This window comes from Chryseobacterium shigense, from assembly GCF_014207845.1.
In the GTDB taxonomy this organism is placed as follows: Bacteria; Bacteroidota; Bacteroidia; order Flavobacteriales; family Weeksellaceae; genus Chryseobacterium; species Chryseobacterium shigense_A.
In genome coordinates this window covers 543953-569062 of sequence record NZ_JACHLC010000001.1, presented here as the reverse complement: position 1 = coordinate 569062, position 25110 = coordinate 543953, and the positions used below count along the sequence as shown (strand labels likewise).

Below are 25110 nucleotides of genomic sequence, written 5' to 3'. Positions count from 1 at the left end.
GATTTTTTTCGACTTATGAAAGTTAAAATATGTCAAAAAAAGTAGAGTTTTTATAGAAAACAAGAATGTTGTTTTGTTTAAAAAAGTTTAAAGTTATGATCTATTTCTTAAACATCGGCTGTATTAAATCATATTACATATCCCTAATTTATCCTTAAATTTATTTACTCAAAAGTTGATTATATGGATGATTTTATTGCAGCCCGTGCGCAAATGGCTATTTCGCTGGGTTTTCATATCATTTTTGCCTGCGTGGGAATGGTAATGCCCTTCCTGATGGCCTTTGCCCACTGGAAATACCTTAAAACCAATAATGAAGTATATAAAGGACTTACCAAAGCCTGGAGCAAAGGAGTTGCCATCCTGTTCGCCACCGGAGCTGTTTCGGGAACTATGCTTTCTTTTGAGCTTGGCCTTTTATGGCCGGGATTTATGAAGCACGCCGGACCTATTTTCGGGATGCCGTTTTCTCTTGAGGGAACTGCATTTTTTATTGAAGCCATTGCCATAGGATTCTTCTTATACGGCTGGGAAAAGTTCAATAAGTGGTTCCACTGGTTCTGTGGATTTCTGGTTGGTTTAAGCGGACTGGCTTCAGGTATTCTTGTGGTTGCTGCTAATGCGTGGATGAATTCACCTGCAGGTTTTGATTATATCAATGGGCAATACACCAATATAGATCCTATTAAAGCTATGTTCAATGAGGCATGGTTTCCACAGGCTCTTCATATGACGGTGGCGGCTTTCTGCGCAACAGGATTTGCTGTGGCAGGTGTTCATGCCTTTTTAATGATGAAGAAAAAGAATGTGGAATTCCATACAAAAGCGTTCAGGATTGCTGCAGGGTTTGCATTGATCGGGGCATTTGGTGCACCTTTAAGCGGTGATGTGGCTGCAAAATCCGTTGCAGAAAGACAACCTATTAAACTGGCTGCTATGGAAGCTCATTTTGAAACTGAAAAAGGAGCATCATTTGTATTGGGAGGCATTCCTGATGAGGAAAAAGGGGAAGTAAAATATGCCGTTAAAATTCCAAAAGTGTTAAGCTTCCTGGTAAGCAATGATTTTAATTCTGAAGTAAAGGGCTTAAATGATTTTCCACGGGATGAATGGCCTCCGATAGCTGTTGTTCATTATGCTTTCCAAATCATGATTTTTTTCGGCGTTGTAATGATCTGCATCGGGGCGGTATACCTCTACTCTTTCTTCTTTAAAAAGGAATGGCTGGACAAAAACTGGTTTTTAAAAACATTTTTAATTGCGACACCTTTCGGGTACATAGCTCTGGAAGCCGGGTGGACAGTTACCGAAGTGGGAAGACAGCCCTGGATCATCTATGGAATTATGAGGACAGCAGATGCGGTAACACCAATGCCGGGAATACAGTATTCTTTTTACTTCTTTACCGCAATTTTCGTATCATTATCTTTAATTATCATTTTCCTTTTGAGAAGACAGATCAAGATGGTACCAAAGCTTTATGACCCTACAGATGCTCAGTTTAACGATAAAAACAAGAAATCATGATCTACATTGTTATAGGTTTTTTATGGCTTTCCATCTGCCTTTATATTATTTTGGGCGGAGCTGATTTCGGGGCTGGAATTGTAGAGCTTTTTACCCATAAAAAGGCCCGTCATAAGACAAAAGAGATTATGTATGAATCCATTGCTCCGGTATGGGAAGCCAATCATATGTGGCTCATCATTGCAATCGTTATTCTTTTTGTGGGATTTCCTGAGATTTATACAACAATGTCAACCTACCTTCATATTCCTTTGGTTCTGATGCTTGTAGGAATTATTGCAAGAGGAACCGCTTTTACATTCAGGCATTATGATGCTGTAAAAGACAATATGCAGGTTTTATACACACAGGTATTTTATTATGCCAGCCTGTTAACGCCATTTTTCTTAGGATTGATTGCTGCTGCAACTGTCTCACATTCCATAAATCCTGATGCGATTGGATTTTTAGATTTATATATTTTCAGCTGGCTGAACTGGTTTGGTGTTTCCGTAGGCCTGTTTACAGTTTCGCTTTGTGCTTATTTAGCCTCTATATTTTCATTAAGGGAAACCCGGGATAAAGCTGATCTGACCCTGATGATCAGAAAATCCCAGCAGACTATGATTTTTGTAGTAATTACCGGAATATTGGTATTTGTAACGGCCTATATCTCAGATATTCCTCTTTTGATGTGGGTATTTTCAAAGCCTTTGGGAATTATGGCTATTGTTTTTGCTACTATAGCTTTATTGCTCATACTTCGAGCTATGAATCAACGAAAGCTGCTTCCGGTGCGTGCACTGGCGGGATTTCAGATGGTGATGATCCTTGTGGCAGCTACTTATCAGCATAATCCGGATATTATTTTACTGGGAAATGGACAGCATCTTTCATTACTGGAACATATGGCACCTGAAAAGACAATAGCAGCACTCGGCTGGGCTTTGATGTTGGGTTCGTTGTTTATTCTTCCGTTTTTGTTTTATCTGATGGCTTCGTTTAGCAGGCAGAGAAAGTAAAGTTCAAACAAAAAAGACTGCTTTTTAGCAGTCTTTTTTTATTTATATATCAATAAAGTTATGCTAACTTCATCAAAAGATTCTCGTCAATCTTCTCCACCTTCACCAGATTATTTTTAGTCAAAGTTTTGGAAGCTTTATCCCATTTCTTACCGGATAACTGGCTTCTGTCTTTTACTTCAGTCAAAGCCATCGCTTCTTCCTGAGAATTAAGGATTTCAAGGATCACTTTTTCATCCTCTCCCAATTCAATCTGTGGAACAGTTTTTTCCGGTCTCATCTGAGGAAAGAATAGTACTTCCTGAATAGAAGCATTATTCGTTAAGAACATAATAAGTCTGTCCATACCGATTCCTAATCCGGAAGTTGGTGGCATACCGTATTCCAATGCTCTTAAGAAATCCTGATCGATGAACATTGCTTCATCATCTCCTCTTTCAGATAAGGCCATTTGAGATTCAAAACGTTCTCTCTGGTCAATTGGATCATTAAGCTCGGAATAAGCGTTTGCAATTTCTTTTCCACAAACCATTAATTCGAAACGCTCTGTTAAGCCTTCTTTGTTTCTGTGTTTCTTTGTCAGTGGAGACATTTCAATCGGATAATCCGTGATGAAGGTCGGCTGGATGAAGTTTCCTTCACATTTTTCCCCGAAGATCTCATCAATTAATTTTCCTTTACCCATTGTCTCATTCACATCAATTCCGATAGATTTGGCAAAATCGAATAATTCCTGTTCTGTTTTTCCTGTGATATCGAAACCTGTATATTTCTGGATCGCTTCTGTCATGGAAACTCTCGGATAAGGAGCTTTCCAGTTAATTGTATGTTCTCCGAATGTGGATTCAGAACTTCCGTTTACCTGTGTAGCACAGAATTCCAGAAGTTTTTCTGTGAAATCCATCATCCAATTGTAATCTTTGTAGGCTACATAGATCTCCATTGCTGTAAATTCAGGATTATGGGTTCTGTCCATTCCTTCATTTCTGAAGTTTTTAGAGAACTCATAAACACCGTCAAAACCACCGACAATCAGTCTTTTAAGATATAATTCATTGGCAATTCTTAAATATAACGGAATATCTAAAGCATTGTGATGGGTGATAAACGGTTTTGCCGCGGCTCCACCGGGAATCGACTGCAAAATTGGTGTTTCTACCTCAAAATATCCGGCATCGTTGAAGAAAGTTCTCATCGCATTGAACATTTTTGTTCTTTTTACGAAGATCTCTTTTACCTGCGGATTAACCGTTAAATCTACATAACGCTGTCTGTATCTCAGTTCAGGATCATTAAATCCATCATGTACAACTCCATTTTCATCTGTTCTTGGTTGAGGAAGCGGACGTAAAGCTTTGGTAAGAAGCGTAAAATTCTTTACCAGAATAGTCATTTCCCCTACCTGAGTAGTGAATAAAGTCCCCTCAATACCGATAATATCTCCGATATCCAAAAGGTGCTTGTACACTTCATTATAAAGCTCTTTATCTTCACCCGGACAGATCTCATCCCTGTTAAAATAAACCTGGATCTTACCTTTAGAATCCTGCAATTCAGCAAAAGAAGCCTTTCCCTGAATTCTGCGGGACATTAATCTACCAGCGATCTTCACCTGTTTATTCTCAGCAAAATCCTGTTTTATAGATTCCGTAGTATCTGTAATAGTATACTCCTCCGCCGGGAATGCATTAATTCCCATTTCAGTAAGCTTGTTCAGCTTTTCTCTTCTAATGATTTCTTGTTCTGATAATTGCATTTCTTATTTTTCTAAAAGCGTACAAATTTAGGCATTTTTAGTGAGTTGTCAATTATGAATTTTGAATTTGATTTCCAATGAATTTCCGGACACGGCTTGGTGTTGACTGTTGGTATTTTAGATATGAATTAATTATTTCATCCCATTCACCATTAACTTACGCAGCAAAACTGACCATTAACATTTAAAACCAATCTTTCCTGTCTTTTTGAGGGATAAACGTCCAGGCTAACATTCTGCTTACTTTTTGCCCCTGAGCCATATCAACGGTTTTGACATCTATGGCGTTGACTTTCTTTAAAAATGTGGTTAATTTATGAAGATTATCTTTTTTAGATACCAGACATGTAAACCAGAGAACTTGTGAAGAATACAGAACACTTTCTTCAATCATTTTTGTAATGAAAGCTATTTCGCCTCCTTCACACCACAGTTCAGATTGTTGTCCGCCAAAGTTAAGAAGAGCCTTTTGAGGCTTAGATTTCCTGATATTTTTTGTTTTTCTCAGGTTTCCTTTCAGTGCAGACTCCTCGGAATCATGAAAAGGAGGATTACACATAGAAAATGTGAAACGGTTTCCACTCTCAATAATATTTCTGAAAATATGATTGGGATCAGATTGTTTCTTCAATTGAATAACAGGTGATAAATCCTGATTATGGTCTAAAATACGCTGTGCATTTTCCAAAGAAGCCTGATTAATATCCGTTCCCAACATTTTCCATCCGTAAGAACCGTGAGCAAGCAACGGATAAACAAGATTGGCTCCCGTACCTATGTCTAAACCTGTTATGGAATTTCCTGCAGGAATATCAGTCCGGTTTTCTGCTAAAAGATCTGCAATATAGTGGATATAGTCTGCCCTGCCGGGAATAGGCGGACATAAATTGGTATCAGGAATATCCCAGCTTTTAACATTATAAAAATGTAACAGCAATGCTTTATTAAGCAATTTAACCGCTTCAGGAATGCTGAAATTTATTGTTTCTGTCTGGTATTTATTGACAAAAACATAATGTTTCAGTTCCGGCACACAAGAAATAAGCTGATCAAAATCATAGGGATCACGATGCAGGTTTCTTGTGTGCAGACTGGATTTTTCGGTAGACATGGTTTATTTTTTCTGACTCAGAATATATTCTACCATTTTTTTAGCATCTTCTTTGGATACCTGTGGATGGGCAGCCATCGGAACACCTCCCCAAACTCCGCTTCCGCCTTCTATAATCTTCGAAGCCAGCAGTTCAATATCTTTTTCAGAATATTTCTCTGCAATTTCTTTATAAGAAGGTCCTATCATTCTTTCATTCACGGAATGGCACCCTGAACAGTCTAATGTTTCGATGATCTGGTCACCGGAAAGATTAGTTTTTGCAGGCTCAGAAACAGCGGATGTTTCAGAAGCTATAGCCGGTACCTCCGTATTTTCTTTTTTAGAACAGGAAACGATCAGAAATCCCACCGCTCCTATCAAAAGGAATTTTTTCATTATTTTTTCGCAGCAGCAGAATCTGTTTTAGCAGCTTCAGGAGTAGCCGGTGCAGGAGTTGTTGCAGCAGCAGGAGCAGCTTTCTTAGCTGTAGAGTCTACTACGGTTGGAGCGTCTGGTTCCGGTAACATGGTGTTGCTGTCTTGTAATGGATGCTCTGTTTTCTTGGAACAGTTTACCACGAATAAACTTCCGATGAATGCAATTGCTAATACTTTTTTCATTATTTTTTCTATAAAATTTAGACAAAAGTATAAAAAATAAGCTTTTAAATGGATGACATTTTCCCATTTAATGATATTTTACTGTATTAAATGAGTCGTACAGCTAAAAGGCTATTTTTGCGGATACAATATCCGGATACGAAACCTTCATATTTTATTAATTTAGCCAGCAAATTGGAGGGAAGGATTTTTATGTAATTTCACTTCCTTTTATCAAAATAAATCACAAATGAAAAATAATTATCAAAAAGAAAAGAGAACCAATCTCAGGCTGATCTGGATTTCATTCATTTCAGGTTTTATTCTCCTTTTGTTCTCAGTTAAATGTTCTTTCTCCGAGTTACCTACCAGAAGCAGTATTGTTGAAGTAAAAGGTATTGTAAAAGATCTTAAAATAAAAAAAGGAAGAAGAAGCAAAACTTTAATAATTAATTTAAATGAATATCCTGAAATCAATTTTATGATTGGAGATCTTGAATTGAACCAATCATCTCTTTATGGTTTGATGAACGATAATAAACAGGGAGATTCGATTATGTTCTTTATTGAAAAGCATGAATATTATAGAAAAATAGTAAAATCAGAAAAAATTCCGTTTCCGGGAAACTTTCTGTATAAAAAAAATATCAGTATTGTAGAAATTCATAATAAAAACACACCATATTTATCTTTAAAAGATTATAATGAAAGTCACCGGAATAATAATTATTTAGCCATTGCATTACTGGGATTTTTTGGAGTGTTGATGTTGTTTGTTGGAATTAAAGGAGTACAATATTACCGTAAAACTTTCCGGTAACAGTATTATATTTTGAATCCGATTTTATCTGCTGATTTTTATTAACTTAGTAAAAAATAGCTAAGGCTTTCCAATGATCTTTATATCCAAAATTTTATTTTTTACCAGCCATCATGGTTTTTATACGGTGATCATACTTTTGGTGGTTTTTGGTCTGCTCTCCTTTGTAACCAAAAAAGCATGGTTGCTGATCCCAGTTCTTCCTCTTGCCATTCTGAACGGTGTTGCCGGACAATACCTTAATGCCTGGTTTTTAAACAAATACGGTGTTGAAAGTACGGCCATTATCACTTCTGACATAGAAACCAATTCTACATTGAACGACATGTATATCCATGATTATGAAGCCATTGTAAAGAAGCAGAACGGAAAATACACCTCAACTTATTTTTCTACAACCAGCGCCGCAATCTACCCCATCGAAAATGCGATCAGAATCCCAAGAACCGAACAGCATTTTCCGGTAAAATACATTCCGGGATATGAGAAAAACATTGTGATTCTTTATTATCAGTCTGAAGAAGGAAACGCTTTGCTGCAATATGAGAAAATAGCTCCGGTAAACTCCGCAAAGATCAAATATGAAGCTGACAGGACGAATAAGGAGTTCATTGAAGAATATATTTCAGCTTTGGAAGAATATGTAAAATCCTATGATAAGGAAGAATACAGAACAAAAATTGAAGAATTAAAAAAAGAGCGGAACCAGCTTAAATAAAGGATTCCTATATTAAGTTTTTTTATTTCTGCCCATTTTTTTGCTTTTATATTAAAAAAATTTCTACATTTGCCTTATGTTAAATACGAGTAACAATAATTGGTGGTGGCTTTCAAACTCTTCGTCGGGTCTGGAAGTATTGTCATGTTACTCATCTTAAGTAGCATAATTACAATAAACAATATATAGGCTTTGACGGATTCCGTTGAAGCTTTTTTTATTTAATCCAAAATCAAAAAAATACAAGTCAGATGACCACTCAGAAAATAAAAATAAAAACCGGCTCAAGAAAAACATTGGGAGATCTTTATACCCCGATGAACATTTATCTCCAGATCAGGGACAGGTTCCGGGATACTATCCTTCTGGAAAGTTCAGATTCCAAGAATATTGATCATAATTTTTCATTTATTGCAGTGAATGCCGTGGCAGGAATTGAAGTCAAAAACCTTACTGAATTTGAGGTAAAACTTCCCGGCTCAGATCCTGTAAAGCAATTGATAGGTGAACGTAATATCACTGATATTTTTGATGAATTCCAAAGTATTTTCGATTGTGAAATTACACATGATCCTATTGAACAAACGGCCCAGAGCCTTTTCGGATATACAAGTTTTGAAGCTGTACAGTTTTTCGAAGACATCAGTTTAAAGCCGCAGAGCCCTGAAGTGGAAATCCCCATTCTCCGTTACAGATTATACCAATACGTGATAGCCATCAATCATTATAATGATGAAATGCATATTATTGAAAATCAGATTCCCGGTTTAAAATCTGAGCTTTATCTGCTGGAAAACCTGATCAGAAACCAGAACACTCCCGTCTACCCTTTCGAAAAAGATGGCAGTGAAACCTCCAATCTTACTGATGAAGAATACATCGAACTGGTAAAAACAGCACAGAAACACTGCATGAGAGGTGATGTTTTCCAACTGGTTTTAAGCAGGAGGTTTGAGCAGAAATTCAAAGGGGATGAATTCAATGTGTACAGAGCGTTGAGAAATATCAATCCTTCCCCGTATCTTTTCTTTTTCGATTACGGGAATTATAAATTATTCGGTTCCAGTCCCGAAAGCCAGTTGATCATCAAAGACAATAAAGCCGTTATTCACCCTATTGCCGGAACCTTTAAAAGAACCGGGCATCTGGAAACCGACCTTCAATCCATTGAAGCCTTAAAAAATGATCCGAAAGAAAATGCGGAACACACCATGCTGGTAGATTTAGCAAGAAATGACCTTGGTAAACTGGGCAAAAATGTAACCGTTACCAAGCTGAAAGAGATTCAGCTTTTTTCCCATGTCATTCACATGGTAAGCGAAGTTACTGCCGATCTTCCTGAAAATCTTAATCCTCTTGATATGGTTTCAGCAACCTTTCCCCAGGGAACTTTAAGTGGTGCTCCGAAGCACAGAGCCCTTCAACTGATCGACCAGTATGAAAAAGATTCCCGCGGCTATTATGGCGGATGTATCGGTATGATAGGATTAAACGGAACCTGCAACCAGGCCATTATGATCCGTACTTTTTTAAGCAGAAACAATACCCTTTATTATCAGGCCGGAGCCGGACTGGTCGCAAAATCCATCCCTGAAAGTGAACTGCAGGAAGTCAACAACAAATTAAATGCATTGAAAAAAGCAGTTGACAAAGCTGGTAAATTAGTAATGAATTAAAAAACAACTGAGAACCGGCAACCAATCACTTTTATCAAACAATAAAAAACAAAAAAATGAACAGCGATATAAATACACCAGCTTCTAACGAACAACTGAAAGTCCTCGTTTTCGATAACTATGACAGTTTTACCTATAACCTGGTTCAGATCATTGAAAAAATTCTGGGACAGGAAGTGGATGTTGTAAGAAATGATCAGATCACTCTGGAAGAGATCGGGAAATATGATAAAATTATTCTTTCCCCTGGCCCGGGAATTCCGGAAGAAGCAGGCATTCTGCTGAACCTCATCAGAGAATATGCTCCTACGAAAAGTATTCTGGGAGTGTGTCTCGGGCAGCAGGCCATTGCGGAGGCTTTTGGAGGAAGCCTGATCAATCTCTCAGAAATTTTCCATGGGGTGGCAACTTCTGCCGAACTGGTTAAGGAAAATACCAAGATTTTTAAGAACCTGTCTTCGGGAATAGAAGTGGGAAGGTATCACAGCTGGGCAGTAAATCCTGAAGGTTTTCCGGAAGAGCTGGAAATTACCGCGGTAGATAAAGATGGGATGATTATGGCATTGCAGCATAAAACCTATGATGTTCACGGCGTACAGTTCCATCCTGAAAGCATTTTAACTCCTGATGGAGAGGTTATCATCAAAAATTTCCTTTTACATTGAAAACTACAGAAATATTCAACACTATAAAAAAACCTCAGATGAAAGAGATTCTCCAATACCTGTTCAACCATCAGACCTTATCCAAATCCGAGGCAAAGGCTATGATGATCGAGATTGCTCAGAATAAATTCAATTCCGCAGAAGTAACTGCCTTCATCAGCGTATTTCTGATGCGGAATATTACCTTGCAGGAACTGGAAGGTTTCAGGGAAGCACTGCTCCAGATGACTGTTCCTGTAAAACTTGATGCTATAGATACCATAGATATTGTAGGAACCGGAGGAGACGGGAAAAATACGATCAATATCTCAACTCTGGCAAGCTTTGTAGTTGCCGGGACGGGACAGAAAGTGGCAAAACACGGGAATTACGGAGCTTCTGCCACTACCGGATCATCCAATGTAATGGAAGAGCTCGGCTATCAGTTCAAAAAAGATTCAGATCAGTTGAATAAAGATCTTGAAAAAGCCAATATCTGTTTCCTGCACGCTCCTTACTTTCATCCTGCACTTCAGTCTGTTGGTGCATTAAGGAAAGCATTGGGATTGAGAACATTTTTTAATCTTCTGGGACCGCTGGTTAATCCTGCGAAACCAAAATATTCGGTCATTGGAGTTTATAACCTTGAAATTGCAAGGATCTATCAATATCTTCTGCAAAAAGAAGAACGCGAATTTATTCTTGTACATGGCCTTGACGGATATGATGAAATAAGCCTGACCCAGGACACTAAGATCATTACAAAAAGTGGTGAAGAGATCCATTCTGCCGAAGATCTGGGCTTTGATTCTGTAAGTCCGGAAAGCATTAAAGGAGGTGAAACTCCCCAGGAATCTGCAAAGATTTTCAGGAATATTCTGGAAGGAAAAGGTACGGTACAACAAAATTCTGTGGTTCTTGCGAATGCATCAACCGCTCTTTTCCACACCCGGAAATTCGGAACCTATGAAGATTGCATTGCCCTAACCAAAGAAAGCCTGGAAAGCGGAAAAGCACTGAGAAGCCTGGAATTATTGATTAATGGTTAACAGTAAGATTGCGGTATTCCGTAACACTTCTAACAAAGAAACAAACACATGACAATACTGGATAAAATTATTGAAAGGAAAAAAGAAGAAATTGCGGTTTCAAAGGCGAAAATTTCAATTGACGGTCTTAAGAATTCTGAATTTTTTGGAAGACAAAATTTATCCCTTAAAGAATCCGTTCAAAACAAAAGCGGAATTATTGCTGAATTTAAAAGAAAATCCCCTTCAAAAGGAATCATCAATGATAAAGTTCAGCCTTTGGAAGTTGTTTCTGCCTATGAAAACTTTGGAGCATCCGGGATTTCAATCCTGACGGATACAGATTTTTTCGGAGGAAGCTTTGATGATATTTTAAAGGTAAGAAACCATATTAACATTCCTGTCCTCAGAAAAGATTTCATGGTGGACGAATACCAGTTTTATGAAGCCAAAAGTATCGGTGCCGATGCTGTTTTACTGATTGCAGCCTGCCTTTCTCCCGGTCAGGTTCTTGAATTTACGCAATTAGCACATCAGCTTGGTATGGAAACCCTTCTGGAAATTCATACAGAAGATGAGCTGAAACATTTCAATGCTGAGATTGATCTTGTGGGCATCAATAATAGAAATTTAAAGGATTTCAAGGTTGATCTTCAGCATTCCGTTCTTTTAAAAGACCAGCTTCCGAAAGGTGTTGTATCTGTTGCAGAAAGTGGAATTTACAATGTCGAAGATTTTAAATATTTAAAGGAAAAAGGATTTGATGGTTTCCTGATGGGAGAATATTTTATGAAAAATGAAGATCCGGCAGGCAAATTCGCTGAGTTTGCTTCCAACATAACTGTTTAGCAATTTAACAATGAATAAAGATCAGCAATCTAAACTGAAAGTATGCGGATTGACACAATTGGACCAGATTCAAGAGCTGATATCCATGAAAACAGATTTTCTTGGGTTTATTTTCTATGAAAAATCACCAAGATATGTTCTGAATCACTTGAATCTGCAGGATATCTCAAAAATTGACCATCCGGGAAAAACAGGAGTTTTTGTCAATGAAAAAACAGATAAAATTGCAGATATCGCAGAAAAAGCAGGATTAAACCTGATCCAGCTTCACGGTGACGAAAATGAGGATTTTATTGCTGAATTAAAGCAGAATATAGGATCAGAAATTAAAATTATAAAGGTGATACGAGTTGGAGGCAATGACCGGGAAACCATAAAAAAAATACAACAAATGATGAACTCCTACCTTTCAATAGCAGATTACTTCCTTTTTGATACGGACAGTAAAGCCTTTGGAGGAACAGGAAAACAGTTCGACTGGATGATACTGAATGAATTGGAGATCCCGCTTCCCTATTTTTTAAGTGGTGGAATATCAGAGGAAAATATAAAAGATACAGCCCATCTGCTCAGGAAGCCTTTTGTAACAGATATCAATTCAAAATTTGAACTGCAACCGGGAATAAAAGACCTGGAAAAAATAAAAAAATTCATTTCGAAAGCGTTCTGAAAGAACCACTAAAAAAATACACACGAAGGATGATGAATATACGTCGGCTGAAAAAGACATTTTATAAAACACTATTTCCGACTAAATTTGGAAATAAAAAAATACAGGCACTATATAATTTTGTTTCTCAAAATGATAGTGACACGGAATATTGGAGCATAGACGGACAGCTTCAGGAATTTATAGAAATTATTAAAAATTTTGATGAAAGTGATATTCAATACTTCTTTGAAAGAATCGGTTTGTGGAACAGCTACTATCTTGTAATTATTTCCGACAAATTTTTAGACAATCACGTTAAAGCAAACGTAAAATATGACCTGGGAAAGATTTATGCCAAAATTTTTCTGCTTTATGAAGATTATGATCCTTATTTCCTGATCGACAACCTGGAAATAGCCATTACCATGTATGAATCCAAAATAGATATCGCCACTTTAATTGATCTGATCAGTAAAATTGAACTGCTTCATCATAAAAAACTGATTACAAGACAGCAACGGAATCACAACATAGAATTCATCAACAGTTTAACCGATGAATTATCAAATTAAAAAGCCCGGCGATGAAACAAAATCTATTTTAAGGCTCTGAGGCTGAATAAAACGAAATAACCGCTTATTTAATTATTAAAGAATACTACAATGAATTATAAAAACCCCGATGAACACGGATATTATGGTGAATTTGGAGGCGCTTTCATCCCTGAAATGCTTTACCCGAATGTAGAGGAGCTGCAAAAAAACTATCTTAAGATCATAGAATCTGAAGAATTTCAGAACGAATACCAGGATCTGCTTAAAAACTATGTAGGACGCGCTACACCGCTTTACTTTGCTAAAAATTTAAGCCAAAAATACAATACCCGGATTTATTTAAAAAGAGAAGACCTCAACCATACAGGAGCCCATAAAATCAATAATGCCCTGGGACAGGTTCTTCTGGCAAAGCGCCTCGGAAAAAACAGAATTATTGCCGAAACAGGAGCCGGACAGCACGGAGTGGCCACAGCTACGGCCTGCGCCCTGCTTGGCCTGGAATGCATCGTTTATATGGGAGAAGTCGATATTCAGCGCCAGGCCCCGAATGTAGCAAGAATGAAAATGCTGGGTGCAGAAGTTATTCCTGCAACATCCGGTTCAAAAACCCTGAAAGATGCTGTAAATGAAGCCCTCAGAGACTGGATCAATAATCCCGTGACCACTCATTACGTGATAGGAAGTGTAGTTGGACCCCACCCTTTTCCGGATCTGGTAGCCAGATTTCAAAGTATCATTTCGAAGGAGATCAGGGAACAGCTGCAAGAGAAAACCGGAAGAAAAAATCCTGATTACGTAATTGCCTGTGTAGGCGGAGGAAGCAATGCTGCAGGGACTTTTTATCATTTTGTAGAAGAAAAGGACGTGAAAATCATTGCTGCGGAAGCCGGCGGTCTGGGTGTTAATTCTGGAAAATCTGCTGCCACAACTTTCCTGGGCACATTAGGTGTTCTTCACGGAAGCAAAAGCCTTGTGATGCAGACAGAAGACGGACAGGTCATTGAACCCCATTCCATCTCTGCCGGTCTTGATTACCCGGGAATAGGCCCTTTCCATGCTCATTTGTTTAAAGAAAAACGGGCGGAATTCTTCAGCATTAATGATGAGGAAGCTTTAAAATCTGCTTTTGAACTGACAAAGCTGGAAGGAATTATCCCGGCATTGGAAAGCTCCCATGCGCTTGCCGTTTTAGATAAAAAGAAATTTGGTGAAGATGAGATTATCGTGATCTGCCTGAGCGGACGCGGAGATAAGGATATGGAAACGTATTTAAGAGAAATTAGAAGTTAGAGATTAGAAATTAGTTTCTCCAACTTTGAATTGTAATATTCCCTTCTAACTTCTAACTTCTAACTTCTAACTTCTAATTTCTAACTTCTAATTTCTAACCTCTATTATAAAAGAAATGAAAAAACTAAATATATATTTCACAGCAGGAATTCCACAACTGGAAGATACCGCTGATATTATAAAGCTCATTCAAAATTCCGGTGCTGATATGATGGAAATCGGAATGCCTTATTCTGATCCTGTGGCGGACGGTCTGGTGATTCAGCAGGCTCACGAGCTGGCTTTAAGAAACGGAATGACTATTGAAAAACTGTTTTTCCAGCTGAAAACCGTAAAAAATGACATTCATATTCCTGTTATTCTGATGGGATACATCAATCCTGTATTGAGCTTTGGCTTTGAAAGATTCTGCCGGGAATGTTCAGAAAGTGGTGTTTCAGGGCTTATCATTCCTGATCTTCCCCCTATTGAATTTGAAAATAATTATCAGTCAATCTTAAAAAATTATAACCTTAATTTTACGTTTCTGGTTACCCCTGAAACATCGGATGAAAGAATTCTGTATCTGGATTCTTTAAGTTCAGGATTTTTGTACGCGGTAAGTTCATCATCTACGACAGGAAATGACAATGCCGTGCTGAAAAATGAAAACTATTTGTCAAGGCTTGCTTCTCTTCCCATCAAAAATCCTGTGATGATAGGTTTTGGGATCAAATCAAAAGACGATTTCGAAAATGTCACAGAAAAAGCTGCCGGTGGAATTATAGGAACAGCCTTTGTCAGTACCCTGCTGAACCATAAAGACTGGAAGAATGCTGCCATAGATTTTATCCATGCTGTGAAAGGTTAAAATTCACTAAATTTGTATGTCAGAAAAATGGTATGAATACAAATCAAAATAAATCAGTAGAATTCGAAGATCTGGGTATAAAAGAATATCAGCCCGCCTGGGATTACCAGGAGAGCCTGATGAAGAACATCATTGATACCAAAATAAAAAACCGCGATTTACCCACGGAACAGCATATAACCACTCCCAATCACTTTTTACTGGTAGAACATCCTCATGTTTACACATTAGGAAAAAGCGGCCATGAAGAAAACATGCTGGCCGGCATCGACAAACTGAAAGAAATTGATGCTACTTTCGTAAAAGTGAACCGTGGCGGAGATATTACCTATCACGGCTACGGGCAGGTTGTAGGTTACCCGGTACTGGATCTTGAAAACTTCTTTACAGACATTCATTTATATATGAGAAATCTGGAAGAAGTAATTATCCGGACTATTGGTGAATATGGTCTTAAAGGAGAGCGCTCACAGGGAGAAACCGGTGTATGGCTGGATGTAGGAAAACCTTATGCCAGAAAGATCTGTGCGATGGGTGTAAAAGCTTCACGGTGGGTTACCCTTCATGGTTTTGCTTTGAATGTGAATACAGATATGCGTTATTTTGAATACATAATTCCCTGCGGAATTAAAGATAAGCAGGTAACCTCCCTGAAAAGAGAGCTTGAAAGAGAACTTTCTCCTGAAGAAATGGAAGACCTGAAAGCAAAGATCAGAAAGCATTTTGCAGATGTTTTTGAAGCAGAGCTTGTTACCAAAGCGGTTTAATAGTACATCAAATAACAGGGTAGAAATCTTTACAGGCCAACCATGATTTTTCATTTTCCCCCTAAAAAAGCTGATGTAAATGACAATACTTTCCTGGTTGTTGAAAATACTTTCTTTGCCAAATTTAAAAGGGAGAATACAACAACAACCAAAACAGTTTTCCTTACGCAGGATACACTGGTATTTATTTTAAGGGGGAATAAGCATCTGCATATAGACAATGAAACAATAACAGTCAATTCCAATGAGATCATTTTCTTAAGGAAAGGGATTTATGCAATGGCAGAATATTTTGAGGAAGGACTCAATTTTGAAGCTATTTTATTATTTCTTAACCCTCAGACTGTATGGGAAGTGATCTCAGAATATGGACTGAATATCAGCCACGCTGTTTCTAATGCCCGGTTTCTAAAACTTTCCACCAATAAAATCATTGAAATATATAAAGAGCAGCTAAAGGAATACTTCACCGATAACAGCTTAAAAGACAAAGGGATTTTACTTCTTAAGCAAAAGGAAATTTTGCTGTATATCCTCAAAACAATGCCACTCCCACAGACAATGCCTTTCTGGAGTTCCGTACTTTCAACATCAGCTGAAAATCTGACCTATACAGTTGAAAAGTATTTATTTCAGAAGCTGTCCCTTGAGGATCTTGCAGGGCTTACCAACAGAAGTATTTCTACCTTTAAAAGAGAATTCAACACAATATATGGTTCTCCTCCTAAAAAATGGATCAACCTGAAACGCCTGGAACATGCCAGACTTCTTTTAAACAACACCCAAGAAACAATTTCACAGATTTCAGATCAATGCGGATTCGACAATTCTTCTTATTTTACGAGATTATTTAAAAATACCTACGGACTTACCCCTTCCGAATTCCGGACCAATTGTTCTACATAATGAACTTTTTATACTAACCCACCCCCTGCCCCAATCATTAATTTTGAATAAAAAATTATATGAAAATAGTATTGGTAGGTGGTAACGGAACCATCGGGAAAAAAGTAAAAGAATCTTTACAGGATACTCATGAAGTAATTACAGCCGGCAGAAACAGCGGAGACATCAGGGTAGATATTTCTGATAAAAATTCAATTCTAAAAATGTTTGAAGAGCTGAAAACCATTGATGCCTGTGTATGCACGGCAGGAACCGGTTTTTATGGTGATTATTATTCAATGACGGAAGAAGATATGTTGCCCGGAATACAAGGAAAGCTAATAGGCCAGATGAATCTTGTACTTATCGGGAAAAACTTCCTGTCCAGAGAAGGTTCATTTACCCTCACATCCGGAATCGCCTCAGAGCATCCTGCAAAAAACGGAACCGCAGTAGCCATGATTAACGGAGCTGTTAACAGTTTCGTACTTGCATCGGCACAGGAACTGAAAAACGGTTTGAGAATTAATGCCGTAAGCCCCGGACTTGTTGAAGACAGCTTCGAAAGGTATAAAGGTTTATTTCCCGGGTATAATCTCGCTCCGATGAGTAAGATAGTCAATGCCTATATTTTAAGCATTTTGGGAGCTGTAAATGGCAAGGTTTTAAAAGTTTACTCATAAATAAGGCCATCTGCAAAATAATTTTCTTTCCACAAAACATCCTACAATCCAAATTTGCGGGATGTTTTATATTTTTATAACTATTAAACCTTTTTGAGATATTAACAATAAAAATCAACTATAAACACTTTAAACATTACTATTATTCAAATAAAATAAAGATAATTGAATTTTTATTCAAAAATAATTTGCCAGGATGCAATTTTTATTTACTTTTAATATCACAATAAAGTGAACTATTATTTATAATAAATTCCTTTTAAAAACAATACACACCAAAACTTAGATCAATACATTGTATTATTAACCACCAAATTATGAGAATTATGAAAAAATTTCTTTTATCAGTAATGGTATTTGTGGCAGCTATGTCATTTAATTCCTGTACGGACTCCGGTGCAGAACAGCAGATGAGTCAGAACGAAACAATCGACAAAACATTTACAGATCTTGGAAAAACCATTCCGGTAGGGATAGAAGATGAAAACGGGACACTGAAAGTATCATTTATTGTTACTGCACAGTTCTACACCATTACGCCAACGGAGGAAAATGAAAAGTACATCAGCCTGATCCGGGAAGCTGTAAAAAATGAAACTCCTATCCAGGTTTTTATCAAACCCAACACTCATGAAATTACCAAAGTAGAGAAAGGGAATGAGGAAGATATCCGCTTTTTCAAATCTGCCTATACCAAGCAGGCTAAAAGTGAAACCAACAAGTTAACCAGTGTTCTTCCTAATGTGGCTACCTTAAACAGTATGTTCAACCTGATCAAAAACCAGGCCTGCGGTACTTCCACAGCATCTTCACCGTGCATCACATTCAGATATCCTGTAGACGGATGTTACGCAAGAGCCCACAAAATGCGACAAATCCTGATTAACAACGGCTACGACTGTGAGAAACAGTTTGTATACGGAAATTTAAAAGCATCTACAGGAACATGCTGCGTATCATGGAGTTATCACGTTGCCATTCTGGTAAGCTATAAAAATGCATCAGGTGTTACTGAAAAAAGAATCATAGATCCTTCCCTATTCTCTAGCGGACCTGTTACAGATACTGCCTGGAGAAATGCCTGTATCAATACTTCGTGTGGATCCGCGTCCGTATCTTCCTATGCGAATACTACAGGGAGCGTGTATTACAGAAGCCCGTCAGCATCTTATCTTTATGATGATAATTTAATCAATACCAATTGTGTACTGACTAAATTCTCATTACTTTCAGGGTGCTCTCCATCGCCGGCCCCAAGTGTGGCAAGCTGTGGATTCTAATTAACTTAAAACAGCTTCTGCAATTTTAAACTCAGTTGTAGAAGCTGTTTGCTAAATATTTTTCTATGAAAATCTGGACTTATATACTATTTCTATTATTTATGATCACTTCCTGTTCCGGTACTTCAGGTTCGCAAAATCTGACCTGGTATAATAATTCAGTCATTACTGATGTCACTAAAGATCCGGAGAAACCGGAAGAATTCACACGTATATCCATTGGAATAAGTCCGCAGATTTTTTACCTGTCTAAAAAAGGAGCTGATTATAAAGCACTCCTTGAAAAAGCAAATCAGGGTCATAAAAAAGGAAAAGCATATAATATAGGTATCGAAAACAATACAAATATCATAAAACAGATCAATGAAATCCCTTGATTTGACTATCTTTTCCCTTAAAATATACTGCACTTAAAAGCAAACTGAAGAGGAAAATCAAATGATATCCTTCAAAATCTCCCTGTCATTGATATGACAGGGACTTTTAATTATCTTATGACGGAAATTCCCGCATCTACTTTAATTTCCGCCCCATGAATGTAAGAAGCCTCCTCCGAAGCCAGAAACAGCACGCTATTGGCAATTTCTGTGGGCTCACCCTGCCTTTTAAAAGGAATCGTGGAAATAATATCATGTACTGCATTTTCAATCTCTTCGGCATTCAAGCCTGTATTATTAAAAATATTGGTTTTAATATGCCCGGGACTGATTCCGTTCACCCGTATTCCACGTTCTGTAAGCTCTGCTGCAAAGGTTCTAATAAAAGACTGTACTGCCGATTTTGCCGCAGAATAAATTGAAAAATTGGGCATGGCAATCTCAGTTGCTACCGAAGTATTGAAAATAACTGAGCTTCCCTTCCCCATTAAAGGCAACATTTGCTGAACCGTGAAGAAAGGCCCTTTAACAAGCATATTGAAAAGCTCATTAAAGTGATTCTCATCTACATTTTCAATGGGTGAAAATTTCCCGTAACCTGCATTAACGAAGAGTACTTCGATGGTTTCCGTATACTTTTTTACTTCCTGCTGTAAATTCATAAGATCTTTCATGCTTCCCGCATCTGAAATGATTCCTGAAGCTTTGTTACCTAACCCTTTTAAAGCTTTATCTACTGTTTCTTCACTTCGTCCTGTAATGATGACATTTCCGCCTTCATTGATGAATTGCCGTGCCGTTGCAAATCCCATTCCATTGGTTCCGCCGGTAATCAGGGCTGTTTTGTTTGTAAATCTCTGCATTGTTTTTTGTTTAAAATTCCAATACAAAGTTTGAAATAAAGAACTTCCCAAAAAATCCGATTCCTGCTGAAAAAGATGAAATAACTAACGCATAAATTGTCATTTTACTTTCTTCTGATTTTTCTGTTCTAAAATGCATATTAATTAAATCTATCATAATTAAATTGCACACAATATAATTGGCTATATATTTGCATAGTTCTTTTCAGCTTTAAGGAGCTTAAGGAATTAAATAACAGAAAATATAATTTAAACCAACAGAAATGTCATTAATAAAAGATTTACAGTGGAGACATGCCGTAAAAGCATATGATCCTTCAAAAAAAGTGAAACAGGAAGATCTTGATACTATTTTAGAAGCAATCAGGCTTGCTCCTACTTCATCGGGGCTTCAGCCTTTCCGTATTATTGTAGTGGAAAATCAGGAATTAAAAGAAAAAATGACTGCCGGGGCTTTAAATCCTGAGGTAATGAGAGATTCTTCCCATTTGCTGGTATTTGCTGCATGGGACAGCTATTCCAATGAAAAAATTGATAAGGTATACGATTATCATACCGATGTGAGGGATTTGCCGAGAGGGCGTTTCGGAAGCTATACGGATAAGATCAAGGAGATGTATAATGCGCAGACTTCAGAAGAGCACTTTGCCCATACGGCACGACAGACGTATATTGCTTTGGGATTTGCCCTTGCCCAGGCCGCAGAACTGAAAATCGACAGTACACCCGCGGAAGGATTCAGCAATGCAGTGGTGGATGAAATCCTGGGATTAAAAGAACTGGGATTAAAAAGTGTCACCCTGCTTTATCTCGGTTACAGGGATGAGGAAAAAGACTGGCTGTCCTCAATGAAAAAAGTAAGGGTTCCGATGGAGGAATTCATCATTAAAAAGTAATATATTCAATAAACCTTTCAAATTCAGGTATTATGGAAAATTCAAAAGCTTTACAGTTGGAAAATCAGATCTGCTTTCCGCTTTATGTGATTGCCAAGGAAATTACAGGGCTTTACCGTCCGTTCCTTGATGAGATTGATATCACTTATCCGCAGTATCTCGTGATGATGGTATTGTGGGAAAATGATGGTCTTCCGGTAAGCCATATCGGTGAAAAACTGTTTCTGGACAGCGGAACATTAACTCCTCTTCTGAAAAGGCTGGAAAGTAAGGGAATTATTACCAGAAAACGGAAAAAAGAGGATGAAAGAGTGGTTGAAGTATTTCTGACAGAATCCGGAAAGCAGCTGCAGCAGAAAGCCTGTGAAATTCCCGGAAAAATACAGAATAAAATTGGTGTAGACTCGGAAGATCTGCTGCACCTTAAAGAAACAATCTTAAAAGTATTAAACAAAATAGAAAAATAAATGAAAACATTATATACAACAAAAGTAACAGCACAAGGAGGAAGAAACGGACATGTAAAAAGTGAAAACGGAGTTTTGGAACTGGATGTAAGAATGCCTAAAGCGTTAGGTGGCGGCAATGATGATTTTGCCAACCCTGAAATGCTTTTTGCCGCGGGATATTCAGCGTGTTTCGACAGTGCTCTTAACAGGGTGATCAGCCTTTCAAAAGTAAAAACCGGGGAAACTACTGTTGCTGCACAAATCAGTATAGGACAGCTGGAAAACGGAGGATTTAGTTTAGCTGCAGAGCTTGATGTGAATATTCCGGGGGTTTCTATTGAAGAAGCACAGGAATTAACTGAAAAGGCTCACCAGATCTGCCCGTATTCCAATGCTACAAGAAATAATATGGAGGTTAAGCTTTCGGTTACGAATAACTAAGTTTAGTTTCTTTTCTATAAAAAAATCTGTTTCTTTGGAGGCAGATTTTTTTATTTACTGATGACAACCGGCCCAATAAGTATAAAAGCATTAACAGAAATCTTATACAAACAGTATGGATAGCAGTTTTCTAATTATTTTTCTATTAGTTCTGGGTATCTTATTCCTATTAATTAAATACTACACTCCAAGAATAAAAGGAGTTATTGGTGAGAATAAAGTTTCAAAAGCCTTAAAAAGACTGAATAGTGAAAAATACATTGTTCTGAATAATGTTGAATTCAGGATTAAAGGCTCCACTTCACAGATAGATCATATTATTGTTTCAGAGTATGGAATCTTTGTTATTGAAACTAAAAATTACAAAGGCTGGATCTTGGGTTATGAAAATGATAAATTCTGGATTCAGGCCATTTATAGATACAGACGTAAGTTTTATAATCCTGTTTTACAGAATCAGAGTCATATTTATGCTTTAAAGCACGTCCTGAAAAATTATAAGTATCTGAGATATTATTCGATCATTACATTTACAAAAAGAGCAACGCTTAAAACCAAAACATATACTGATGTTGTTTATGTGAATAAGCTGGTCAAAACAATTAAAAGGTATGATTCATTTTACCTTAACGAACAAACCAGGAACGAAGTTGTCGCCACCATTCTCAATGCAAAAACAAACAACCGGAATAAAGATACAACACGAAGAGTTAATTCCAGTATGAATAAAAATATTTCATGTCCGGAATGCGGTGGAAATCTTATTGAAAGAAATGGTAAATACGGGATTTTCTGGGGCTGCAGCAATTTTCCCGGATGTACATATACAAGAAACAAAAGACAATCTTCACATTAAAACGGCATTGCAAAACTGTAAATAAAGCCTGAATGCCTATATGAAAACAAAACCATTATCTCGTCGTTGAATCACTCTTCTTAAAAGCATCCACTTTTTTGTAAGAATCGTTTTTCTCCTTCTCTTTTTTATCCGAGATCAAAATTCCGAAAAGATGGTCAATCTCGTGCTGAAAAATAACAGCCGTAAAACCTTCTACAATCTCCGAATATTTTTGCCCTTTCAGATCCGTATATTCCAGCTGAATTACTTTACTCCTGTAAAACTGGTCCCTGAAATCCGGAATAGACAAATCCCCTTCCGGGCCAAGATTCTGCAATTCTGATCTCCATACAATGACAGGATTGATGAAATACTCCAATGGATTTCCTTCCTTGTCAAAACGCTGTACCCAGATCACTTTTCTGTTGATCCCAACCTGTGGCGCTGCAATTCCTACTCCACCATCCGTTGAAAGAAGGGATTCTTTCATCCTTTTCACCAAAGTTACTGTATTAGGATCAGCAGGATCTATTTCTGTAGAGAGGCTTAATAAGGTTTTATGCTGATGAGAGTCTGTTGTCTGATAAATTGGCAACGCCGCATTGATATCACCTTTATTGATTATTGAAATTTCACTTGATGACAGTTTTTGAGCATTAACGAACCCGATAAAGAAGATGAGCAGAAAAGATATTTTTTTCATTTTTTACAGTTTGTGATGTAAAGATAAAAGGAAAGTATTACAAAGCTATAATGAAAGCATATGAGAAATGTTTGAAAAATTCAAAATTTAAGATATGAACTTTAAAGGAGCGGATAATTCAGTGAACAGGCATATTATTTAAAGAAATACAGTTTTATTTATATACTTTTACTTTTTAGAAACATGAATAATATTCATAAATTTATGATATATCCAAAACAAAAATTACATTCAACCTCTACTTTTATAAATTATATTCTACTGAAAAACGGGTTTCAGTTATTATGTCTATTGGTTCCGTATATTGCTCTATGCCAATATTCTATCCCGCAAATTGACTCGCTGTGTAATACCACTTATGAATTAAGAAAGAAAGGAACCTACCAGGAGGCAATAGATCTGAATCTTGCCCTAATACAAAATTCAAAATCAATAGGGTATACAAAAGGGGCTGCCTACTCCAGCTTTCAGGTTGGAAATCTCTATAATAACATGGGCAATTATAAAGAAAGTCTGAAATACCTTGATGAGGCTTTATATTACAATAAAGATCTTCAGATTGCCGATTTAAATGCAGCAGTATATACAGAATTAGGGAAAAATTACTCAATGCTGAGTTTACTGCAAAACGCCATGGAGAGTTATGGAATTGCTGAAAACTGGGCCCTGAAAATTCCCGATCCGCAAAAAAAGGAAAAAGCGCTGTTTTATGTCTACAATTGCCAGGCGGTAAGCAATGAAGCGGCAGGAAATATTAAAAGCTCCATGCTTGCCGCAGAAAAAGCATTCGGAATAAAAAAAGATGCAATCTCAGCAACCCGTATTGCTAAAAATTATATCCTTCATACAAAAGATCTGGCGAAAGCTAAAAAGTTTCTGGATCTTTCTCATGAGCTGTTAAAATCAGACCCTTTGGTTACCCCCTACCAGAAGTGTGTCGTTTTGCATGCAACAGGTTTATATTATAATAAAAATAAGGAGTACAACAAGGCCACGGAAAATTATCTGCAAGCAATAGATATTGCTAAGGAACTGAACAGACCTAATGATGAAAAGGAGATTTATAAATTATTATACCAGAATTATAAAGATGCAAAAGAGGAAAATGCCCGTTTGCTGGCCCTGGAAAAATATACTACCATTAATGACAGTATAGAAGATGCCAATAAAATGCTGGTGGAAGTTCCTATCCGTAAAATAATAAACGAAAAACAGGAAAAGCATAAGCACGATTACAGAATATTATTATACAGTGCTTTAATATTGGGATTTATCCTTTTACTTTCAACCTTTTTATTTGTAAGAAAGCTGCAAAAACGAAAAAAGAAACTTCTTCTGGAAAAAGAAAGAATCATTGTGGAAAAAGAAGAAGAAACCCAGGAACTAAAACAGAAGGTAAATGAATCTTTTGATGACCTGATACAGCTTGCCAAAAACAACAGCCCTGAATTTTTTACACGTTTCCGGGAAGTTTATACAGATTTAATTAATAAACTCCTGAAAATTGATCCTAAACTCAGAGTTTCAGAGCTTACCCTCTGCGCATATGTGTACCTAGGATTTAATACGAAAGATATTGCACAGTATACTTTCAGAACTATAAGCACCGTTAGAAACAGAAAACACAATCTCAGGAAAAAACTGAATATCCCCGCTGAAGAAAGTACAGAACTTTGGTTTAAGAACCTGGACAACAATCCGGAATAAAACAACGTGATACCCTACCCGCTGAACATTTTTTAAGAACTCTGATTCCACTCAACCCGGCAGTTAAAACAATACAAACGAATAGATTATTACTGTCAGGCTGAGCGGAGTCGAAGCCTTTTTTAATTATAAAAACTCTCTCGTCAAAAGACCCTCCGAAT

28 protein-coding genes are annotated in these 25110 nt (G+C 37.2%); 22 read left to right on the top strand and 6 right to left on the bottom strand.

Annotated features, from left to right (window positions below; all coding sequences use genetic code 11):
- Nucleotides 1-183: 183 nt before the first annotated feature.
- Together HNP36_RS02535 and HNP36_RS02530 are read left to right on the top strand one after the other, a co-directional pair.
- On the top strand, nt 184-1527 hold the full coding sequence (locus tag HNP36_RS02535; protein WP_184160753.1) for a cytochrome ubiquinol oxidase subunit I: 1344 nt from the start codon (nt 184-186) through the stop codon (nt 1525-1527).
- The gene (locus HNP36_RS02530) at nt 1524-2528 is read left to right on the top strand and encodes a cytochrome d ubiquinol oxidase subunit II (protein ID WP_184160757.1); all 1005 of its coding nucleotides are present in this window, start codon (nt 1524-1526) and stop codon (nt 2526-2528) included. Before HNP36_RS02535 ends, HNP36_RS02530 begins: the two co-directional genes overlap by 4 nt.
- 58 nt (nt 2529-2586) lie before the next feature.
- Here the strand turns inward: HNP36_RS02530 and lysS are convergent, their stop codons facing one another.
- The 4 genes from lysS to HNP36_RS02510 all read right to left on the bottom strand — a co-directional run bounded on the left by lysS (nt 2587) and on the right by HNP36_RS02510 (nt 5997).
- On the bottom strand, nt 2587-4284 hold the full coding sequence (gene lysS, locus HNP36_RS02525) for a lysine--tRNA ligase (protein ID WP_184160760.1): 1698 nt from the start codon (nt 4282-4284) through the stop codon (nt 2587-2589).
- A 184-nt stretch (nt 4285-4468) separates the two neighbouring features.
- Nucleotides 4469-5395: a 23S rRNA (adenine(1618)-N(6))-methyltransferase RlmF gene (rlmF, locus tag HNP36_RS02520; protein WP_184160763.1), complete on the bottom strand. Its 927-nt coding sequence runs from the start codon at nt 5393-5395 to the stop codon at nt 4469-4471.
- Between the two features lie 3 nt (nt 5396-5398).
- On the bottom strand, nt 5399-5773 hold the full coding sequence (locus HNP36_RS02515; protein ID WP_184160766.1) for a c-type cytochrome: 375 nt from the start codon (nt 5771-5773) through the stop codon (nt 5399-5401).
- A complete protein-coding gene (locus tag HNP36_RS02510) occupies nt 5773-5997 on the bottom strand; it encodes a hypothetical protein (protein WP_184160769.1) in 225 nt (74 codons plus the stop codon). The genes HNP36_RS02515 and HNP36_RS02510 overlap by 1 nt, the downstream gene beginning before the upstream one ends.
- A 229-nt stretch (nt 5998-6226) precedes the next feature.
- On the opposite strand from HNP36_RS02510, the gene HNP36_RS02505 reads away from it, so the two are divergent.
- The 15 genes from HNP36_RS02505 (at nt 6227) to HNP36_RS02435 (ending at nt 19052) form a co-directional block, all read left to right on the top strand.
- Nucleotides 6227-6796: a hypothetical protein gene (locus HNP36_RS02505; protein WP_184160772.1), complete on the top strand. Its 570-nt coding sequence runs from the start codon at nt 6227-6229 to the stop codon at nt 6794-6796.
- A 73-nt stretch (nt 6797-6869) separates the two neighbouring features.
- A complete protein-coding gene (locus HNP36_RS02500) occupies nt 6870-7514 on the top strand; it encodes a hypothetical protein (RefSeq protein ID WP_184160775.1) in 645 nt (214 codons plus the stop codon).
- 251 nt (nt 7515-7765) lie between these two features.
- Complete coding sequence (locus HNP36_RS02495; RefSeq protein WP_184160778.1) at nt 7766-9190, top strand: anthranilate synthase component I family protein; 1425 nt, start codon at nt 7766-7768, stop codon at nt 9188-9190.
- Between the two features lie 95 nt (nt 9191-9285).
- Complete coding sequence (locus HNP36_RS02490) at nt 9286-9855, top strand: anthranilate synthase component II (protein WP_184162304.1); 570 nt, start codon at nt 9286-9288, stop codon at nt 9853-9855.
- A 38-nt stretch (nt 9856-9893) separates the two neighbouring features.
- Nucleotides 9894-10883 (top strand): anthranilate phosphoribosyltransferase, encoded by a 990-nt coding sequence (gene trpD / locus HNP36_RS02485; RefSeq protein WP_184160781.1) that lies wholly within the window; start codon nt 9894-9896, stop codon nt 10881-10883.
- 48 nt (nt 10884-10931) lie between these two features.
- Nucleotides 10932-11711 (top strand): indole-3-glycerol phosphate synthase TrpC, encoded by a 780-nt coding sequence (gene trpC, locus HNP36_RS02480; RefSeq protein WP_184160784.1) that lies wholly within the window; start codon nt 10932-10934, stop codon nt 11709-11711.
- A gap of 10 nt (nt 11712-11721) precedes the next feature.
- Nucleotides 11722-12381, top strand: a complete 660-nt coding sequence (locus tag HNP36_RS02475) for a phosphoribosylanthranilate isomerase (RefSeq protein WP_184160787.1) — start codon at nt 11722-11724, stop codon at nt 12379-12381.
- Nucleotides 12382-12410: 29 nt separating this feature from the next.
- Nucleotides 12411-12935, top strand: coding sequence for a hypothetical protein (locus HNP36_RS02470; protein ID WP_184160789.1), 525 nt, complete (start codon nt 12411-12413; stop codon nt 12933-12935).
- A gap of 90 nt (nt 12936-13025) precedes the next feature.
- Nucleotides 13026-14210 (top strand): tryptophan synthase subunit beta, encoded by a 1185-nt coding sequence (gene trpB / locus HNP36_RS02465; protein WP_184160792.1) that lies wholly within the window; start codon nt 13026-13028, stop codon nt 14208-14210.
- A gap of 115 nt (nt 14211-14325) precedes the next feature.
- A complete protein-coding gene (gene trpA / locus HNP36_RS02460; RefSeq protein WP_184160795.1) occupies nt 14326-15060 on the top strand; it encodes a tryptophan synthase subunit alpha in 735 nt (244 codons plus the stop codon).
- Between the two features lie 32 nt (nt 15061-15092).
- Nucleotides 15093-15827: a lipoyl(octanoyl) transferase LipB gene (gene lipB, locus HNP36_RS02455; protein WP_184160797.1), complete on the top strand. Its 735-nt coding sequence runs from the start codon at nt 15093-15095 to the stop codon at nt 15825-15827.
- A gap of 42 nt (nt 15828-15869) precedes the next feature.
- On the top strand, nt 15870-16733 hold the full coding sequence (locus HNP36_RS02450; protein WP_184160801.1) for a helix-turn-helix domain-containing protein: 864 nt from the start codon (nt 15870-15872) through the stop codon (nt 16731-16733).
- Between the two features lie 59 nt (nt 16734-16792).
- Complete coding sequence (locus tag HNP36_RS02445; RefSeq protein WP_184160804.1) at nt 16793-17395, top strand: short chain dehydrogenase; 603 nt, start codon at nt 16793-16795, stop codon at nt 17393-17395.
- A gap of 326 nt (nt 17396-17721) precedes the next feature.
- On the top strand, nt 17722-18675 hold the full coding sequence (locus tag HNP36_RS02440) for a protein-glutamine glutaminase (RefSeq protein ID WP_184160807.1): 954 nt from the start codon (nt 17722-17724) through the stop codon (nt 18673-18675).
- Nucleotides 18676-18740: 65 nt separating this feature from the next.
- Nucleotides 18741-19052: a hypothetical protein gene (locus HNP36_RS02435; RefSeq protein WP_184160811.1), complete on the top strand. Its 312-nt coding sequence runs from the start codon at nt 18741-18743 to the stop codon at nt 19050-19052.
- 110 nt (nt 19053-19162) lie between these two features.
- Here HNP36_RS02435 and HNP36_RS02430 read toward each other — a convergent pair whose 3' ends face one another.
- On the bottom strand, nt 19163-19915 hold the full coding sequence (locus tag HNP36_RS02430; protein ID WP_184160815.1) for an SDR family oxidoreductase: 753 nt from the start codon (nt 19913-19915) through the stop codon (nt 19163-19165).
- A 263-nt stretch (nt 19916-20178) separates the two neighbouring features.
- Here HNP36_RS02430 and HNP36_RS02425 point away from each other — a divergent pair, with 263 nt between their 5' ends.
- From HNP36_RS02425 to HNP36_RS02410, 4 genes are all read left to right on the top strand, one after another.
- Entirely contained in the window at nt 20179-20811 is a 633-nt protein-coding gene (locus HNP36_RS02425) for an NAD(P)H-dependent oxidoreductase (RefSeq protein ID WP_184160818.1), read from the top strand.
- Between the two features lie 32 nt (nt 20812-20843).
- Nucleotides 20844-21278, top strand: a complete 435-nt coding sequence (locus HNP36_RS02420; RefSeq protein ID WP_184160821.1) for a MarR family winged helix-turn-helix transcriptional regulator — start codon at nt 20844-20846, stop codon at nt 21276-21278.
- Nucleotides 21279-21701 (top strand): organic hydroperoxide resistance protein, encoded by a 423-nt coding sequence (locus HNP36_RS02415; protein ID WP_184160824.1) that lies wholly within the window; start codon nt 21279-21281, stop codon nt 21699-21701.
- 115 nt (nt 21702-21816) lie between these two features.
- Entirely contained in the window at nt 21817-22557 is a 741-nt protein-coding gene (locus HNP36_RS02410) for an NERD domain-containing protein (protein WP_184162307.1), read from the top strand.
- A 55-nt stretch (nt 22558-22612) separates the two neighbouring features.
- On the opposite strand, the gene HNP36_RS02405 is transcribed toward HNP36_RS02410, so the two are convergent.
- Complete coding sequence (locus HNP36_RS02405) at nt 22613-23242, bottom strand: peptide deformylase (protein WP_184160827.1); 630 nt, start codon at nt 23240-23242, stop codon at nt 22613-22615.
- Nucleotides 23243-23446: 204 nt separating this feature from the next.
- Between HNP36_RS02405 and HNP36_RS02400 the strand changes: the two genes are divergently transcribed.
- Nucleotides 23447-24949 (top strand): tetratricopeptide repeat protein, encoded by a 1503-nt coding sequence (locus HNP36_RS02400; RefSeq protein WP_184160829.1) that lies wholly within the window; start codon nt 23447-23449, stop codon nt 24947-24949.
- Nucleotides 24950-25110: the final 161 nt, after the last annotated feature.